We start from the raw sequence: 16,992 nt of genomic DNA, 5'->3' as shown, positions 1-16,992 counted from the left end.
CTCGGCTTGTTTTTTGCCCGCCAAGACCTTCAGTGGATAGGGTGTTATGTCCGGAAAAGCGCAACAGCAGTCTCGTATCAAAGAGTTGATCACACTTGGTCGTGAGCAGGGTTACCTGACTTACGCGGAGGTCAACGACCACCTGCCGGAGGATATTTCAGATCCGGAACAGGTGGAAGACATCATCCGCATGATCAATGACATGGGGATCAACGTATTCGAGGTTGCGCCAGATAAGGATTCCCTTATGCTGGCCGACGCCGATACCGACGAAGCCGCGGCCGAAGAGGCAGCAGCAGCGTTGGCAGCGGTCGAGACCGACATTGGTCGCACCACCGACCCAGTGCGCATGTACATGCGTGAAATGGGTACGGTAGAGCTCCTCACACGTGAAGGCGAAATTGAAATCGCCAAGCGTATTGAAGAGGGCATCCGCGAAGTGATGGGCGCAATTGCGCACTTCCCTGGCACGGTTGACCACATTCTGTCCGAATACACTCGCGTCACCACCGAAGGTGGCCGCCTGTCCGACGTCCTGAGCGGTTATATCGACCCGGACGACGGCATTGCGCCGCCTGCTGCAGAAGTGCCGCCGCCTGTCGATCCGAAAGCCGTGAAAGCGGATGACGATACCGACGACGACGAAGCTGAAGCCAGCACCGACGACGAAGAAGAAGCCGAAAGCGGTCCGGATCCGGTCATCGCAGCACAGCGTTTTGGCGCTGTCTCCGATCAGATGGAAATCACCCGCAAGGCGCTGAAGAAGCACGGTCGTGGCAACAAGGCGGCGATTGCCGAACTGGTGCTGCTGGCTGAGCTGTTCATGCCGATCAAACTGGTTCCGAAGCAATTCGAAGGCCTGGTCGAGCGTGTTCGCAGTGCCCTGGATCGTCTGCGTCAGCAAGAGCGCGCGATCATGCAGCTCTGCGTTCGTGATGCGCGCATGCCGCGTGCCGATTTCCTGCGCCAGTTCCCGGGCAACGAAGTCGACGAAAGCTGGTCGGACGCACTGGCCAAAGGCAAAGGCAAATACGCCGAAGCCATTGGTCGCCTGCAACCGGACATCCTTCGTTGCCAGCAAAAGCTGATCGCGCTGCAAACCGAGACCGGTTTGACGATTGCCGAGATCAAGGACATCAACCGTCGCATGTCGATCGGTGAGGCCAAGGCCCGCCGCGCGAAGAAAGAGATGGTTGAAGCGAACTTGCGTCTGGTGATCTCCATCGCCAAGAAGTACACCAACCGTGGCCTGCAATTCCTCGATCTGATCCAGGAAGGCAACATTGGCTTGATGAAAGCGGTAGACAAGTTTGAATACCGCCGCGGCTACAAATTCTCGACTTATGCCACCTGGTGGATCCGTCAGGCGATCACTCGCTCGATCGCCGACCAGGCCCGCACCATCCGTATTCCGGTGCACATGATCGAGACGATCAACAAGCTCAACCGCATTTCCCGGCAGATGTTGCAGGAAATGGGTCGTGAACCGACCCCGGAAGAGCTGGGCGAACGCATGGAAATGCCTGAGGACAAGATCCGCAAGGTATTGAAGATCGCTAAAGAGCCGATCTCCATGGAAACCCCGATCGGTGATGACGAAGACTCCCATTTGGGTGACTTCATCGAAGACTCGACCATGCAGTCGCCAATCGATGTTGCTACCGTTGAGAGCCTTAAAGAAGCGACTCGCGAAGTTCTCTCCGGCCTCACTGCCCGTGAAGCCAAGGTTCTGCGCATGCGCTTCGGTATCGACATGAATACCGACCACACCCTCGAGGAGGTTGGTAAGCAGTTCGACGTGACCCGTGAACGGATTCGTCAGATCGAAGCCAAGGCGCTGCGCAAGCTGCGCCACCCGACGAGAAGCGAGCATTTGCGCTCCTTCCTCGACGAGTGATCACAGAACCCCCGGCCCAGGCCGGGGGTTTTGCTTTATACAGATTAAATCCCCCGCACTGCCCCCCTGCCGAATTGCCCGTCTACACTCGAAACATTCCCCCGAGCCATAACGAGACCGTTATGCCCAGACTGCCGACCGTGCTTTTTTTGCTGTCGCTGATGACCTGGACCGCAACGGCTGGCGCGCTGACTCTGACCGACGAAGAACGTAGCTGGCTGGCGGCTCACCCGGACTTGCGTCTGGGCGTAGACGCGTCTTGGCCACCGTTTGAGTTCCGTGATGAACAGAACCGTTATCAGGGCCTGGCAGCGGACTACATCAACGTGATCCGCCAACGCCTGGACATCAAGCTCACCCCCATCGAGCCAGTCAGTTGGACGGTGGTCCTGGAACAGGTCAAACAGGGCAATCTCGACTTGCTGCCGGGAATTATGTCGACACCCGAACGCCAGACTTACCTGGCGTTCACCCGGCCTTACCTGGACTTCCCGATTGTGATCCTCGCCCATGTCGGCGGCGCCCAACCGCGCAAAATCGAGGACCTGTATGGCCTGAAAATCGCCGTGGTGGAAAACTACGCGCCTCATGAGCTGCTGCGTACCCACCATCCGGACCTGAACCTGGTGCCGATGCCCAACGTCAGTTCGGCGTTGCAAGCGCTGGCGACCGATGAAGTGGACGCCGTGGTCGGCGATCTGGCCTCCAGTGTCTGGAGCCTGCGTCAGCTCAAGCTCGAAGGGCTCTATGTCAGCGGCGAGACACCCTATCGCTATCAATTGGCAATGGCGGTGCCGCCGAAGAACAAAATGCTCGTCGGCATTATCGATAAAGTCCTGGCGGACATGAGCCCGAGCGAAATCAGCGCCATCCAGGAGCATTGGGTCGGTAACGTGCTGGATCATCGGACCTTCTGGTCGGATCTGCTGGTGTACGGCCTGCCAGGTTTGCTGTTACTGATCATCGTGCTGGCGGTGGTCATCCGGATCAATCGTCGACTGAGCTCGGAAATCGCCCGACGGATCGACCTGGAACAGGAACTGCGCAGCAGCGAATACCACTATCGCGGGCTGGTGGAGAGTCTGTCGGCCATTGCCTGGGAAGCGCGGATCAGCGACTTCACCTACAGCTACGTATCGCCCCACGCTGAAGACTTGCTCGGCTATCCCCTGTCCCATTGGCTGATCCCCGGGTTCTGGCGCAACATCATCCACCCCGCGGACCTGACCCGCGCGCAAAACTTCTGCGATCACGAAGTGCTAGCTGGTCGCGATCACAGCGTCGATTACCGGGTGATCACTGCCGATGGTCGTTGTCTGTGGGTGCGCGACATTGTCAGCCTGATCGAACACGGCCACGAACCGGTGCTGCGCGGGCTGATGATCGACATCAGCGAAGCCAAGCGCACCGAAGAGGCGCTGCGCCTCTCGGAACAGAAATTCGCCTCGGTGTTCGAGCAGTGCCCGGACATTCTAGTGATCGCTCGGCTTTCCGATGGTTGCCTGCTGGAGGTCAATGAGGCGTTCGAAGAACAGATCGGCCTTAAAGCCGTAGACGTCGTCGGCCAAACCGCCACCGAGCTGAACATCTGGGGCATTCCGGGCGTGGGGCCGGGACTGTTACAGCGGTTGCAGGCCGGCAGCATCCGCAACCTGGAGATGCCCTTTCGCCGCAACAATGGGCAGGTGTTCACCGGCCTGATTTCCGCCGAACCCTTCGATCTCGATACCACGCCTGCGCTGGTGGTGGTGGTGCGGGACATCAGTCAGCTCAAGGAAACCCAGCAACAGCTGCAAACTTCTGAAGAGAAGTTCGCCAAAGCCTTCCATGCCTCCCCTGATGGCTTGCTGCTGTCCCGGCAGAGCGACGGCCTGCTGCTGGAGGTCAACGAAGGGTTCAGCCGTATTACCGGCTTCAACAGCGCGATGTCGTTGGATCGCTCGGCGCTGGACCTGGGCATTTGGGTCAATCTGAACGAACGCAAACAGATGCTCGACCTGCTGAACCGGGATGGCTTCGTCCGGGATTTCACCTGCCACATCCGCCGCAACGACGGGCAGATCCGCCTCTGCGAGGTGTCCAGCCGCCCGCTGCCGATTGGCGATGAAGACTGCATGCTGACCATCGCCCGGGACATCACCGAACGGCACCTGATGCAGGAAAAACTGCAACAGGCCGCCACCGTGTTCGAAAGCACTGCCGAAGGCGTACTGATCACCGACACCCAACAGCACATCAGTGCGGTCAACCGCGCGTTTACCGAAATCACCGGCTACAGCGAGAGCGAAGCACTGGGCCACACCCCTCGCCTGCTCGCCTCGGGCCTGCACGACAGCGCGTTCTATGCGGCGATGTGGCATCAATTGACCGATGAAGGACACTGGCAAGGCGAGATTTCCAACCGACGCAAGAATGGCGAGCTCTACCCGAGCTGGCTGACCATCAGCGCCGTGCGCAACCGCGACAAGTTCATCACTCACTTTGTCGCGGTGTTCGCTGACATCTCCAGCCTCAAGCACGCCCAGGCCAAACTCGATTACCAGGCCCACCACGATCCGCTCACCGGCCTGCCGAACCGCACGCTGTTCGAAAGCCGATTGCTGACGGCGCTCAACAACCAGCAGGAAAACGGCGGACAGGGCGCGGTGTTGTTCCTCGACCTGGACCGCTTCAAGCACATCAATGACAGCCTCGGTCACCCGGTCGGCGACCTGCTGCTCAAAGGCATCGCCGTTCGCCTCAAGGAACAGCTACGGGACATCGACACCGTGGCGCGCCTCGGCGGTGATGAGTTCATCATCCTGCTGCCCGGCCTGCAGCAAGCCAGCGACGCCGACCACATCGCCACCAAACTGCTCAACTGCTTCGCCGCGCCGTTCCAGGCCGGCGAGCATGAGTTCTTCATCAGCGCCAGCATCGGCACAAGCCTGTACCCCAAGGACGGTTGCGACGTCGCCACGCTGGTGAAGAACGCCGACGCGGCGATGTATCGCTCCAAGGCCAAGGGCCGCAACCGGGTCGAAAGCTACACCCGCGACCTCACCGCCCAGGCCAGCGAACGGGTTGCGCTGGAGCACGAATTGCGCCGCGCCATCGAGCGCAATGAACTGCACCTCTACTACCAACCGAAGATCAGCCTCGACGACCATCGACTGGTCGGCGCCGAAGCGCTGATTCGCTGGCGTCACCCGACCTTTGGCGACGTGCCTCCGGAGCACTTCATTCCTCTGGCCGAAGAAAACGGCATGATCCTGCAGATCGGCGATTGGGTCCTCGAAACGGCATGCCGGCAGATGTTCGAATGGAATCAACTCTACGAAAGCCCTGGTCCGCTGTCGGTCAACCTCGCCGGCGCGCAACTGCGCCAGCCGAACCTGCTCGGACGCATCGAACAACTGCTCAAGGACAACCGCCTCAAACCCGGTTTTCTGCAACTGGAAATTACCGAAAACTTCATCATGAGCCAGGCCGAAGAGGCGTTGTCCGTGTTGCACCAACTCAAACGCCTGGGCGTCCAATTGGCGATCGATGACTTCGGCACCGGCTATTCATCCCTGAGCTACCTCAAGCGCTTGCCGCTGGATATCCTCAAGATCGACCAGTCCTTCGTCCGCGGCCTGCCTGACGATCCGCACGATGCGGCGATTGTGCGAGCCATCATCGCGCTCGGCCGCAGCATGCAATTCACCATCATCGCCGAGGGCGTCGAAACCCAGGCACAACAAGAATTCCTCGCCCTGGAGGGCTGCGAACAGATTCAGGGCTACATCGTCAGCCTGCCATTACCACCGGAAGAATTCGCTGCAACGTTTCTTTGTATTACCGTATCGGATTTTTCGGATAGCACAGCCGAGAAACCGTCGCTATAATCCGCGGCCTACTGAGGGCCTATAGCTCAGTTGGTTAGAGCAGGGGACTCATAATCCCTTGGTCGTAGGTTCGAGTCCTACTGGGCCCACCAAACAAAAAAGCCGCGCAATCGCGCGGCTTTTTTCATGCCTGCCATTCAGCCCTTACTTGGGCAACGCATACGCAATCAGCTCAAATAACCACCACGAGCGCCGCGTAGGATGTGTCTGTAACATGCTGCCCATCGATGTAAACCGCTGGAGACGCCCCTTGCCTGACACCCGCCCGCCCGTGCTCGACGAAATCGACCGCCAGTTGATCGCTGCTTTGCAGATCAACGCCCGTGAAAGCGTGGCGATGCTGGCCCGGCAATTGGGCATCGCCCGCACTACGGTCACTTCGCGGTTGGCGCGACTGGAAAAGTCCAAAGTGATTACCGGTTACGGCGTGCGCTTGGGGCAGCGCGTGGTGGATGGCGGGTTGCAGGCGTATGTCGGGATTACCGTGCAGCCGCGTTCTGGCAAGGAAGTGGTACGCCGGCTCAGTGCGATGGCGCAGGTGCAGCAGTTGTGTGCGGTGAGTGGCGAATTTGATTATGTGGCATGGTTGCGGACTGACTCGCCGGAGCAACTGGATCAGTTGCTGGATCAGATTGGCAGTGTGGATGGGGTGGAGAAGACGACCACTTCGATCATTTTGAGTAGCAAGATTGATCGGGGGCAGCCGGTTTGAGTTTCGGGCCGGTCTTTTTGTGGTGATGGTTAGGGCCTCTTCGCGGGCAAGCCTCGCTCCTACGTGGGCAGTGTGCAGCGTTAGATCGTCATATTGATCAGATAATTGGCAAAACGACGACACATTGCGTCTTATTAACGTGTTCTACGCTCTCTAGAATGGCTGCCATCTTTTCCTATACTCAGACGCGCATCCCGCGTCGGGTCGCCAGCAAGGTCAGCCATGAACAAGAATAATCGCCATCCTGCAGACGGTAAAAAACCAGTCACCATTTTCGGCCCGGACTTTCCGTTCGCCTTCGACGACTGGATCGAGCACCCCGCCGGCCTGGGCAGTATTCCTGAGCACAACCACGGCGCCGAAGTGGCGGTCGTCGGTGGCGGCATCGCCGGTTTGGTCGCGGCTTACGAGCTGATGAAGCTGGGCCTGAAGCCAGTCGTTTACGAAGCCTCGAAAATGGGCGGTCGTCTGCGCTCCCAGGCGTTCAACGGCGCCGAAGGCATCATCGCCGAGCTCGGTGGCATGCGTTTCCCGGTGTCGTCCACCGCGTTTTATCACTACGTCGACAAGCTCGGCCTGGAAACCAAACCGTTCCCGAACCCGCTGACGCCCGCGTCCGGCAGTACGGTGATCGATCTGGAAGGCCAGACCCATTACGCACAGAAGCTGTCGGATCTTCCCGCATTGTTCCAGGAAGTAGCTGACGCCTGGGCGGACGCACTGGAAGACGGCTCGCGCTTCGGCGAGATCCAGCAAGCGATCCGCGACCGCGACGTGCCTCGCCTCAAAGAGCTGTGGAACACCCTGGTTCCGCTGTGGGACGACCGCACCTTCTACGACTTTGTCGCCACCTCCAAAGCCTTCGCCAAATTGTCGTTCCATCACCGCGAAGTGTTTGGCCAGGTCGGTTTCGGCACCGGCGGCTGGGACTCTGACTTCCCGAACTCGATGCTGGAAATCTTCCGCGTAGTAATGACCAACTGCGACGATCACCAACACCTGGTAGTAGGCGGCGTCGAGCAAGTGCCACTGGGCATCTGGCGCCACGTGCCGGAACGTTGCGTGCACTGGCCGGAAGGTACCAGCCTCAGTTCCTTGCACAGCGGTGCCCCGCGCACTGGTGTGAAGAAAATTGCCCACGCGGCTGACGGTCGTTTTGCCGTCACCGACAACTGGGGCGACACCCGCGAATACGCCGCCGTACTGACCACCTGCCAGAGCTGGCTGCTGACCACCCAGATCGAATGCGATGAAACCCTGTTCTCGCAAAAAATGTGGATGGCTCTCGACCGCACTCGCTACATGCAATCGTCGAAAACTTTCGTGATGGTCGACCGCCCATTCTGGAAGGACAAAGATCCGGAAACCGGCCGGGACCTGATGAGCATGACCCTCACTGATCGCCTGACCCGTGGCACCTACCTGTTCGACAACGGCGACGACAAGCCAGGCGTGATTTGCCTGTCGTACTCGTGGATGAGCGACGCGCTGAAGATGCTTCCACAACCGGTGGAAAAACGCGTGAAGCTGGCGCTGGATGCGTTGAAGAAGATCTACCCGAAAGTCGACATCGCCGCGCGGATCATCGGCGACCCGATCACTGTGTCCTGGGAAGCCGACCCGCATTTCCTCGGTGCTTTCAAAGGCGCCCTGCCCGGCCACTATCGCTATAACCAGCGCATGTACGCGCACTTCATGCAGGACGACATGCCAGCGGAGCAACGCGGGATTTTCATCGCTGGCGATGACGTTTCGTGGACGCCGGCCTGGGTTGAAGGCGCGGTGCAGACCTCGCTCAACGCGGTGTGGGGCATCATGAAACACTTCGGCGGTGAAACTCACGCCGAGAACCCGGGTCCAGGAGATGTGTTTAACGAGATCGGTCCGATCGCCCTGCCCGAGTAAGAGGAATCCGAAATGCGCGTAGCCCTTTACCAATGCCCACCACTGCCCCTGGACGTCGCAGGCAATCTGCAACGCTTGTATCAACTGGCGCTGGAGGCCAAAGGCGCAGACTTGCTGGTGCTGCCGGAGATGTTCCTGACCGGCTACAACATCGGCGTCGATGCGGTGAACGTCCTCGCGGAGGTGCACAACGGTGAGTCGGCGCAGCAGGTCGCGCGCATTTCCAAAACAGCGGGGATCGCCATTTTGTATGGCTATCCCGAACGCACCGAAGACGGCCAGATCTACAACTCGGTGCAGTTGATCGACGCCCATGGCGAACGCCTGTGCAATTACCGCAAAACGCACCTGTTCGGCGACCTCGACAACTCGATGTTCAGCGCCGGCGGGGATGATTTCCCGCTGGTCGAGCTCAATGGCTGGAAGCTTGGCTTCCTGATTTGCTACGACATGGAGTTCCCGGAAAACGCCCGGCGTCTGGCCCTGGCCGGCGCCGAGCTGATTCTGGTGCCAACGGCGAACATGATTCCCTTCGATTTCGTCGCTGACGTCACCGTCCGCGCGCGAGCCTTTGAAAACCAGTGTTATGTGGCTTATGCCAACTACTGCGGCCACGAAGGCGATATCCATTATTGCGGCCAAAGCAGCATCGCCGCGCCGGATGGCAGCCGTATCGCCCAGGCGGGTCTGGATGAAGCGCTGATTGTTGGTGAATTGGATAGGCAGTTGATGGTCGATTCCCGCGCCGCCAATCGTTATCTCCTTGATCGCCGCCCCGAGCTTTACAGTGAGCTGAACAAGCGCTGAGTCCCCGTTATCCGCTAGCATTAGCGCTTCTCTGTATTGGAAGTGCTCATGCCTGCGCTGAATCACCCCCGCCCCCACACTGAAACCCTGGCTAACGGCCTGCGGGTGATGCTGCGTCATGCCCCCGAATTGAAGCGCAGCGCGGCGGCGTTGCGGGTGGCTGCCGGCAGTCATGATGTGCCTCTGGCCTGGCCCGGATTGGCGCATTTTCTTGAGCACCTGCTGTTTCTGGAAACCGAGCGTTTTCCTACCGGCCAAGGGCTGATGGCCTACGTTCAGGGTCATGGCGGGCAGGTGAATGCACGAACCAGTGAGCGCACCACCGATTTCTTTTTTGAATTGTCGCCACAGGCATTTGCCGGTGGGCTGGAGCGTCTGTCAGACATGCTCGCCCACCCGCGTATGAATCTGGACGATCAATTGCGGGAACGGGAAGTGTTGCAGGCAGAGTTTGTCGCGTGGTCCGAGGACGGGACGGCGCAGCAGCAACTGGCGCTGTTCGATGGGCTATCCAAGGCTCACCCGCTAACGGGATTCCACGCGGGTAACCGAGACAGTCTGCCGGTGCCGCAGCCTGAGTTTCAGCAGGCGCTGAAAGACTTCTATCAGCGGTTTTATCAAACCGGGCAGATGACGTTGAGCCTGGCTGGCCCGCAGAGTCTTGATGAGCTGAAGGCAATGGCAGAGGCGTTCGGTGCTGTGATTGCTCGGGGTGAAAAAGCCCTACAGCAAGCGCCGACTCCTCTGATGGACTCTTCGGACAATAGTTATCAACAGGTCGGTGAACGTCGGCTGGATCTGCTGTTCACCTTCGAAGCGCTGCCTGAGTCGTCACCCGAGGCGTTGGCATTCCTGTGTCATTGGTTGAACGCCGCAAAGCCCGGCGGCCTGCTCGCCAAGCTGCAAAGTAGCGGTTTGGCCGACAGCCTGAAAGCCGCGCCGTTATACGAGTTCGCCGGACAAGCCATGCTGCATATCGAGTTCAAATTGCTCGCCAATGCAACGCCCGCGGCGATCCGTGAACAACTGATGGATTGGCTGGGATTCTTTGCCACTCAACAAGACTGGAGCGAGTTACGCAAAGAGTACGCGGCCCTGCTGCTACGCCAGCAGCAAGTCAGCAGCGCGTTGCAACTGGCCCGGCGTGACAGCGAACAGCTTGAAATCGGTTTATCCGAACAAGGCGTTGCAGCCCTCAAGGAAGCCCTGAGGCAAATCGGCGCTGTGGATAACTTCACCGGCCAATGGCAACTGCCGTCACCCAACCCGTTTTTGCGCTCAGAGGCACCCGCCACCAATGCCGGGCTGATCCGCGGCCAGACCAGCGCCCACCGAGGTCTGCGCACCTTTGCCCAGGATCGCTCCCGCGGTCGTCGCGAACGTTCGTCGATGCAGTTCAGCCAAGCGTTGCCGGGCAATACTGATGAGGGCGACATTTACCTGCGCTGGCGCCTGGACCTGGCGCCGGACAGCCGCCTGCAATCGAGCATGGAAAACAGCCTCAAGCCATTGCGCGAGGACGCCCGCCAGGCCGGTGTCGATTTTTCCTTCAGCGCAACGGGCAATGAATGGCTACTGAAGATGACCGGCCTGCAAGAGCCGATGCCGACGGTCCTCGAACATGCGCTAACGGCGCTGACAAATCCTGGTGCCGATTTCCCACACATCGAACCTGCGTTGATGCCGATTCGGCAGCTACTCAAAGCGCTGCCGGAACATTGCCTTGAACACTCCACCGTATCAGCCGACCTGCAACAACTCTGGTCGAGCGCACGCTGGGATGGCTTGGCAGTCGGCCTGTCCGCCCAGACACAAGCAGCCATGGGCGTTGCCTTGAGCCGAATCCCCGGCACTGCGGACAATCAACTGACACCTGCGCCATCGATCAACTCACAGCATCTGTGGAACACCATCGAAACCGGGTCCAGCGAACACGCGCTGCTGCTCTTCTGTCCGACAGCCACACAGGAAATCGCTGACGAAGCCGCCTGGCGTCTACTCGCACACCTGAGCCAGACACCGTTCTACCAACGCCTGCGGGTCGAGCTGCAACTGGGTTATGCGGTGTTCAGCGGACTGCGCCAGATAAACGGCCAGACCGGTATGCTGTTTGGCGTGCAATCACCGAATGTCGCTGCTGCTGATTTGCTGGAACACATCGAACACTTCCTGCGCGGATTGGCAGAGCAAATCCAAAGCACCGATGACGCGACTTACCTCGCGCAACGCCAGGCCCTTGCCGATCAATTCGACAGCGCCACTTTGCCCACCGCCCAAGCCGCCGAACTGCTGTGGCAGGGCAAGCTTGCTGGCCACTCGTCGGAATACCTGACGCAACTGTCCGAGGCGATTCTGGGGACCGACCGAAGCGAGCTGCTCGCCGCCGCCCAACACCTGAATAACGCCGAAGGTGGCTGGCGCTGCCTGGCCAGCGAGGCTTGTCCGGGCGCACCTTGGCAAGTGGCAAAATGATCATTACCGACGCTGCAATTAGCTTTCTCAAAGTTTCACGGGCAACGGCTCTGTAATTTTGAGTAACATAGCCGCCTAACTATCTGAACATCTCCGGCAGGAGATGGACTATATGTATAGGTCTCAACTGTCCCATCCACCTGAAAGGAGCATTTCCATGTCCTGGTCCAAACCTGCTTACACCGACCTGCGTATCGGCTTTGAAGTCACCATGTACTTCGCAAGCCGCTAAGTTTGTATCGTTGTGCAACGCCTCGGTCTGCCGAGGCGTTTTTATTTTCAGTTTTCAAAATGATGGAGCGGCCATGTTTGTCCAGATTCTAGGTTCCGCCGCTGGCGGTGGTTTCCCGCAGTGGAATTGCAACTGCGTGAACTGCGCAGGTTTTCGCGACGGCAGCCTGAATGCCAAGGCGCGGACCCAATCGTCCATCGCGATTTCCGATGACGGCGTGAACTGGGTGCTGTGCAATGCCTCGCCGGACATCCGCGCCCAGCTCCAGAGCTTCGCCCCGATGCAACCGGGCCGCGCCCTGCGTGATACTGGGATCAGCGCGATCATCCTGATGGACAGCCAGATCGACCACACCACCGGCCTGCTCAGCCTGCGCGAAGGTTGCCCGCATCAAGTCTGGTGCACCGACATGGTCCACGAAGACCTGAGCAGCGGTTTTCCGCTGTTCACCATGCTGACCCACTGGAACGGCGGGCTGAACTGGAACCGCATCGAACTCGACCAGAGTTTCACCGTCCCGGCCTGCCCAAATCTGCGCTTCACCCCGCTGCCACTGCGCAGCGCAGCGCCGCCCTACTCGCCGCACCGCTTCGACCCGCACCCGGGCGACAACATCGGCCTGATCGTCGAAGACATCAGCACCGGCGGCAAACTGTTCTACGCACCGGGTCTGGGCAAAGTCGACGCGCCGTTGCTGGAGATCATGGCCGGCAGCGATTGCCTGCTGGTGGACGGCACGATGTGGGATGACGATGAAATGCAGCGCCGTGGCGTCGGCACCCGCACCGGTCGGGAAATGGGTCACCTGGCGCAGAACGGCCCCGGCGGCATGCTGGAAGTGCTGGAACAACTGCCCAAACAGCGCAAAGTGCTTATCCACATCAACAACACCAACCCGATTCTCGACGAGGATTCGCCGCAGCGCGCGGAGTTGGCGCGGCGTGAGGTTGAAGTGGCTTATGACGGCATGAGTATTGTGTTGTAGCTAATGGCCCCTTCGCGGGCAAGCCCGCTCCCACAGGGAACCGCATTCCAATGTGGGAGCGGGCTTGCTCGCGAAGGCGTCAGACCAGACACCAAAGAACCACCGGTCCTACCCGGAGAACCGAAATGACTGACACCGCAATGTCCCCCACCGAATTCGAAGCCGCCCTGCGTGCAAAGGGCGCCTACTACCACATCTACCACCCCTATCACGTGGCGATGTACGAAGGCCGGGCGACCCGCGAGCAGATCCAGGGCTGGGTCGCCAACCGCTTCTACTACCAGGTGAACATCCCGCTAAAAGACGCCGCGATCCTCGCCAACTGCCCGGACCGCGAAATTCGTCGCGAATGGATTCAGCGCCTGCTCGACCACGACGGCGCCCCCGGCGAAGACGGCGGCATCGAAGCCTGGCTGCGATTGGGCCAAGCCGTTGGCCTCGACCCGGATCAGTTACGCTCCCAAGAGTTGGTGCTACCCGGCGTACGTTTTGCCGTGGACGCCTACGTCAATTTCGCCCGTCGGGCCAGTTGGCAGGAAGCCGCCAGCAGTTCGCTGACCGAGCTGTTCGCGCCGCAGATCCACCAATCGCGCCTGGACAGTTGGCCGCAGCATTACCCGTGGATCGACCCGACCGGTTACGAGTATTTCCGCACGCGCCTGGGTCAGGCCCGTCGCGATGTCGAGCACGGTCTGGCGATCACCTTGCAGCACTACACCACCCGGGAAGGCCAGGAGCGCATGCTGGAAATTCTCCAGTTCAAACTGGACATTCTTTGGAGCATGCTCGATGCCATGACCATGGCCTACGAGCTGAATCGCCCGCCGTATCACAGCGTGACCGAGCAGCGGGTCTGGCATAAAGGAATCACCTTATGAGTTTCGATCGCAGCAAAACCCCGACCTGGCGTACCGGCTACCGTTACCAGTACGAACCGGCGCAGAAAGGCCACGTGCTGCTGTACCCGGAAGGCATGATCAAACTCAATGAAAGCGCCGCGCTGATTGGCGGTTTGATCGACGGCCAGCGTGACGTGGCCGCGATCATTGCCGCACTCGACGCGCAGTTCCCTGGCGTGCCCGAACTCGGTGAAGACATCGAGCAATTCATGGAGGTCGCCCGTGCTCAGCACTGGATCGAACTTGCCTGACTCTGTGTCGGACAAGTTACCGCCCAAACCGGAAATCGGCCTGCCGCTGTGGCTGCTGGCCGAGCTGACCTATCGCTGCCCGCTGCAATGCCCGTACTGCTCCAATCCGCTGGATTTCGCCGAACAGGGCAAAGAACTCAGCACCGAGCAGTGGATCAAGGTCTTTCGCGAAGCGCGGGAGATGGGCGCGGCGCAGTTGGGTTTCTCCGGCGGTGAACCGCTGGTACGCCAGGACCTCGCCGAGTTGATCGCCGAAGCGCGTAAGTTGGGTTTCTACACCAACCTGATTACCTCGGGCATTGGCCTGACCGAGCAGAAAATCAGCGACTTCAAGAAGGCTGGCCTGGACCACATCCAGATCAGCTTTCAGGCCAGTGACGAGCAGGTCAACAACCTGTTGGCCGGCTCGAAAAAAGCCTTCGCGCAAAAGCTCGAAATGGCCCGCGCGGTAAAGGCCCACGGCTATCCGATGGTGCTGAACTTCGTCACCCATCGGCACAACATCGACAAGATCGACCGGATCATCGAGCTGTGCATCGCCCTGGAGGCCGACTTCGTCGAACTCGCCACTTGCCAGTTCTACGGTTGGGCGCAGCTCAATCGGGTCGGCCTACTGCCGACCAAGGAACAACTGGTCCGCGCTGAACGCATCACCAACGAATACCGCGCCAAACTGGAAGCCGAAGGGCATCCGTGCAAACTGATTTTTGTCACCCCGGACTACTACGAAGAACGTCCGAAAGCCTGCATGAATGGCTGGGGCAGTATTTTTCTGACAGTGACCCCGGACGGAACTGCCCTGCCCTGTCACGGAGCCCGACAGATGCCGGTGCAATTTCCGAACGTACGCGACCACAGCATGCAGCACATCTGGTACGACTCGTTTGGCTTTAATCGCTTTCGTGGTTATGACTGGATGCCCGAGCCGTGCCGCTCCTGCGATGAGAAAGAAAAGGACTTCGGCGGCTGCCGTTGCCAGGCCTTCATGTTGACCGGTGACGCGAGCAATGCCGACCCGGTGTGCAGCAAGTCGGAACATCACGGCGTGATTCTCAAGGCCCGCGAAGAAGCCGAGCACGCGACCCAGACCATCGAACAACTGGCCTTTCGCAATGAACGAAACTCACGACTTATCGCTAAAGGCTGAGCCTTTCAGCGCCGCCAAAGCCGTCACGGCCGGTATCGACTTCGCCGAACTACAACTGGGCAAACAGGGCCTGTTCTGGAACGAGTACCGTCCCCAGGATGCAGCCTGCCGGATCTGGCACTGGCGTGACGGTCAGGCGAAATGTCTGACGCCGCCGGGGTTCAGTGTGCGCAGTCGGGTGTACGAATATGGCGGCGGAGCGTTTTGTCTGACGGATGACGGGATTGTTTTCGTCAACGAGGCGGACCAGCAGCTGTATCGGCAATCGCTGAAGGGCGAGACGCCTGAAGTGATGACGTCGGACGAGTGCCGTTATGGCGATCTGCAGTTCGCCAATGGGCAAATTCTGGCGGTTGAAGAACATCGCGATCAGCATCGGCTGGTGGCCATCGACCTGGCGGACGGTGTGCGTCATTTGCTGGCTGAAGGCGCGGACTTTTACGCCTCGCCGACCCTGAGTGCGGATGCTCGACGTCTGGCCTGGATCGAGTGGAGCCGGCCGGATCAGCCATGGACAACGACTCGTCTGATGGTTGCAGAACGCCAGGACGAGAGCGGTTTTGGTCAGCCGCGTTGTGTAGCGGGTGGTAGGGCTCCAGAGTCTGTGCAGCAACCTCGGTTCGACGCCAACGGTCGCTTGTATTGCTTGACCGATCGCGACGGATTTTGGCAACCGTGGGTGGAATCTACCGAGGGTCTGACGCCATTGCCGAGCGCCGCGGCCGATCACGGCCCCGCACCATGGCAATTGGGCGGCTGCACCTGGTTACCGTTGAACGACAACACGTATCTGGCCAGTTGGACCGAAGACGGATTTGGCCGTTTGGGCCTTTGCGGCGAAGCACCTGAGGATTTCACCGGGGATTACAGCCGCTTCCGAAGTCTCGCATTCGATGAACAGTTCATTTACTGCATCGCAGCCTCGCCGGTTACGGCTTCGGCAGTCATTGCCATCGACCGCAACACCCGACAGGTCAATGTACTGGCCGGCGGCATCGCACCGTTGCCTGCCGAAAAGATCAGCCGCCCGCAAACCCTGCGCTACCCGAGCGGTTCGGGCGAGGCTCATGGTTTCTTCTACCCGGCAATGACAGGAGAGGCGAAACCTGCGCTGGTGGTGTTCATCCACGGCGGCCCGACGTCGGCCTGCTACCCGATGCTCGACCCACGCATCCAGTACTGGGCGCAACGGGGCTTTGCCGTGGCCGATCTCAACTATCGCGGCAGCAGCGGCTATGGCCGGGATTATCGCCAGGCACTGCATTTGAGTTGGGGTGATGTGGATGTGGAGGATGCTTGCGCAGTGGTCGCTTATCTCGCCGAACGCGGGCTGATCGACGGCGACAATGCATTCATTCGCGGCGGCAGTGCTGGCGGTTACACCACGCTGTGCGCGCTCGCCTTTCACAAAGTCTTCCGCGCCGGCGCCAGCCTGTATGGCGTCAGCGATCCCGTTGCATTGGGCAAAGCGACTCACAAGTTCGAGGGCGACTATCTGGATTGGTTGATCGGCGATCCGCTGCAGGATGCCGAGCGTTATGCCGCCCGAACGCCGTTATTGCACGCGAGTAACATCGCCGTGCCAGTGATTTTCTTTCAGGGTGAACTGGATGCCGTGGTGGTGCCGCAGCAAACCCGGGACATGGTCACGGCGTTGCAGGACAACGGCATTCTGGTTGAAGCCCATTACTACGCAGACGAACGTCATGGGTTTCGCAAGGCGGGTAATCAGGCGCATGCGCTGGAGCAGGAGTGGGTGTTTTATCGGCGGGTGATGGCGTTGGCGGACTGAAGTCAGCGCTTCGTGCGGAAATAG

12 protein-coding genes and 1 tRNA gene are annotated in these 16,992 nt (G+C 59.7%); all 13 read left to right on the top strand.

The features are described from left to right. The first annotated feature begins 46 nt into the window (after positions 1-46). The 13 genes from rpoD to AC1MEW_RS06025 all read left to right on the top strand — a co-directional run bounded on the left by rpoD (position 47) and on the right by AC1MEW_RS06025 (position 16,968). Positions 47-1,897: an RNA polymerase sigma factor RpoD gene (gene rpoD, locus AC1MEW_RS06085; protein ID WP_201198269.1), complete on the top strand. Its 1,851-nt coding sequence runs from the start codon at positions 47-49 to the stop codon at positions 1,895-1,897. Positions 1,898-2,019: 122 nt separating this feature from the next. Continuing rightward, the gene (locus AC1MEW_RS06080; protein WP_201198270.1) at positions 2,020-5,766 is read left to right on the top strand and encodes a bifunctional diguanylate cyclase/phosphodiesterase; all 3,747 of its coding nucleotides are present in this window, start codon (positions 2,020-2,022) and stop codon (positions 5,764-5,766) included. A 15-nt stretch (positions 5,767-5,781) separates the two neighbouring features. Continuing rightward, positions 5,782-5,858 (top strand) — tRNA-Ile (locus tag AC1MEW_RS06075). A gap of 158 nt (positions 5,859-6,016) precedes the next feature. After that, positions 6,017-6,478 carry an Lrp/AsnC family transcriptional regulator gene (locus AC1MEW_RS06070; RefSeq protein WP_480425693.1) on the top strand — a complete coding sequence of 154 codons (462 nt, stop codon included), beginning with the start codon at positions 6,017-6,019 and terminating at the stop codon, positions 6,476-6,478. Positions 6,479-6,700: 222 nt separating this feature from the next. Then, positions 6,701-8,383 (top strand): flavin monoamine oxidase family protein, encoded by a 1,683-nt coding sequence (locus AC1MEW_RS06065; RefSeq protein ID WP_480425691.1) that lies wholly within the window; start codon positions 6,701-6,703, stop codon positions 8,381-8,383. Positions 8,384-8,395: 12 nt separating this feature from the next. Further along, positions 8,396-9,190 (top strand): carbon-nitrogen hydrolase family protein, encoded by a 795-nt coding sequence (locus AC1MEW_RS06060; RefSeq protein ID WP_480425690.1) that lies wholly within the window; start codon positions 8,396-8,398, stop codon positions 9,188-9,190. 48 nt (positions 9,191-9,238) lie between these two features. Next, the gene (pqqF, locus tag AC1MEW_RS06055) at positions 9,239-11,662 is read left to right on the top strand and encodes a pyrroloquinoline quinone biosynthesis protein PqqF (protein WP_480425689.1); all 2,424 of its coding nucleotides are present in this window, start codon (positions 9,239-9,241) and stop codon (positions 11,660-11,662) included. Positions 11,663-11,819: 157 nt separating this feature from the next. Continuing rightward, the gene (gene pqqA / locus AC1MEW_RS06050) at positions 11,820-11,894 is read left to right on the top strand and encodes a pyrroloquinoline quinone precursor peptide PqqA (RefSeq protein WP_009045898.1); all 75 of its coding nucleotides are present in this window, start codon (positions 11,820-11,822) and stop codon (positions 11,892-11,894) included. A gap of 73 nt (positions 11,895-11,967) precedes the next feature. After that, a complete protein-coding gene (gene pqqB, locus AC1MEW_RS06045; protein WP_201198274.1) occupies positions 11,968-12,879 on the top strand; it encodes a pyrroloquinoline quinone biosynthesis protein PqqB in 912 nt (303 codons plus the stop codon). Positions 12,880-13,004: 125 nt separating this feature from the next. Further along, positions 13,005-13,757: a pyrroloquinoline-quinone synthase PqqC gene (pqqC, locus tag AC1MEW_RS06040; RefSeq protein WP_054044160.1), complete on the top strand. Its 753-nt coding sequence runs from the start codon at positions 13,005-13,007 to the stop codon at positions 13,755-13,757. Further along, a complete protein-coding gene (gene pqqD, locus AC1MEW_RS06035; RefSeq protein ID WP_201189793.1) occupies positions 13,754-14,029 on the top strand; it encodes a pyrroloquinoline quinone biosynthesis peptide chaperone PqqD in 276 nt (91 codons plus the stop codon). The genes pqqC and pqqD overlap by 4 nt, the downstream gene beginning before the upstream one ends. Positions 14,030-14,033: 4 nt before the next feature. Beyond that, positions 14,034-15,176 (top strand): pyrroloquinoline quinone biosynthesis protein PqqE, encoded by a 1,143-nt coding sequence (pqqE, locus tag AC1MEW_RS06030; RefSeq protein WP_201205046.1) that lies wholly within the window; start codon positions 14,034-14,036, stop codon positions 15,174-15,176. Further along, positions 15,142-16,968 (top strand): S9 family peptidase, encoded by a 1,827-nt coding sequence (locus AC1MEW_RS06025; protein ID WP_480425686.1) that lies wholly within the window; start codon positions 15,142-15,144, stop codon positions 16,966-16,968. The genes pqqE and AC1MEW_RS06025 overlap by 35 nt, the downstream gene beginning before the upstream one ends. Positions 16,969-16,992 lie beyond the last annotated feature (24 nt).

It is taken from the genome of Pseudomonas sp. ASL4 (assembly GCF_056680395.1).
The sequence above is the reverse complement of the archived record's forward strand: the minus strand, read 5'-3'. Positions and strand labels throughout refer to the sequence as shown.

Excerpts from the sequence above, each read along its gene's own strand:
- AC1MEW_RS06080 (WP_201198270.1), top strand. The coding sequence starts at position 2,020 with ATGCCCAGACTGCCGACCGTGCTTTTTTTGCTGTCGCTGATGACCTGG.
- AC1MEW_RS06025 (WP_480425686.1), top strand. The coding sequence starts at position 15,142 with ATGAACGAAACTCACGACTTATCGCTAAAGGCTGAGCCTTTCAGCGCC.
- pqqC (WP_054044160.1), top strand. The coding sequence starts at position 13,005 with ATGACTGACACCGCAATGTCCCCCACCGAATTCGAAGCCGCCCTGCGT.
- AC1MEW_RS06065 (WP_480425691.1), top strand. The coding sequence starts at position 6,701 with ATGAACAAGAATAATCGCCATCCTGCAGACGGTAAAAAACCAGTCACC.
- pqqF (WP_480425689.1), top strand. The coding sequence starts at position 9,239 with ATGCCTGCGCTGAATCACCCCCGCCCCCACACTGAAACCCTGGCTAAC.
- pqqB (WP_201198274.1), top strand. The coding sequence starts at position 11,968 with ATGTTTGTCCAGATTCTAGGTTCCGCCGCTGGCGGTGGTTTCCCGCAG.
- AC1MEW_RS06060 (WP_480425690.1), top strand. The coding sequence starts at position 8,396 with ATGCGCGTAGCCCTTTACCAATGCCCACCACTGCCCCTGGACGTCGCA.
- rpoD (WP_201198269.1), top strand. The coding sequence starts at position 47 with ATGTCCGGAAAAGCGCAACAGCAGTCTCGTATCAAAGAGTTGATCACA.
- pqqD (WP_201189793.1), top strand. The coding sequence starts at position 13,754 with ATGAGTTTCGATCGCAGCAAAACCCCGACCTGGCGTACCGGCTACCGT.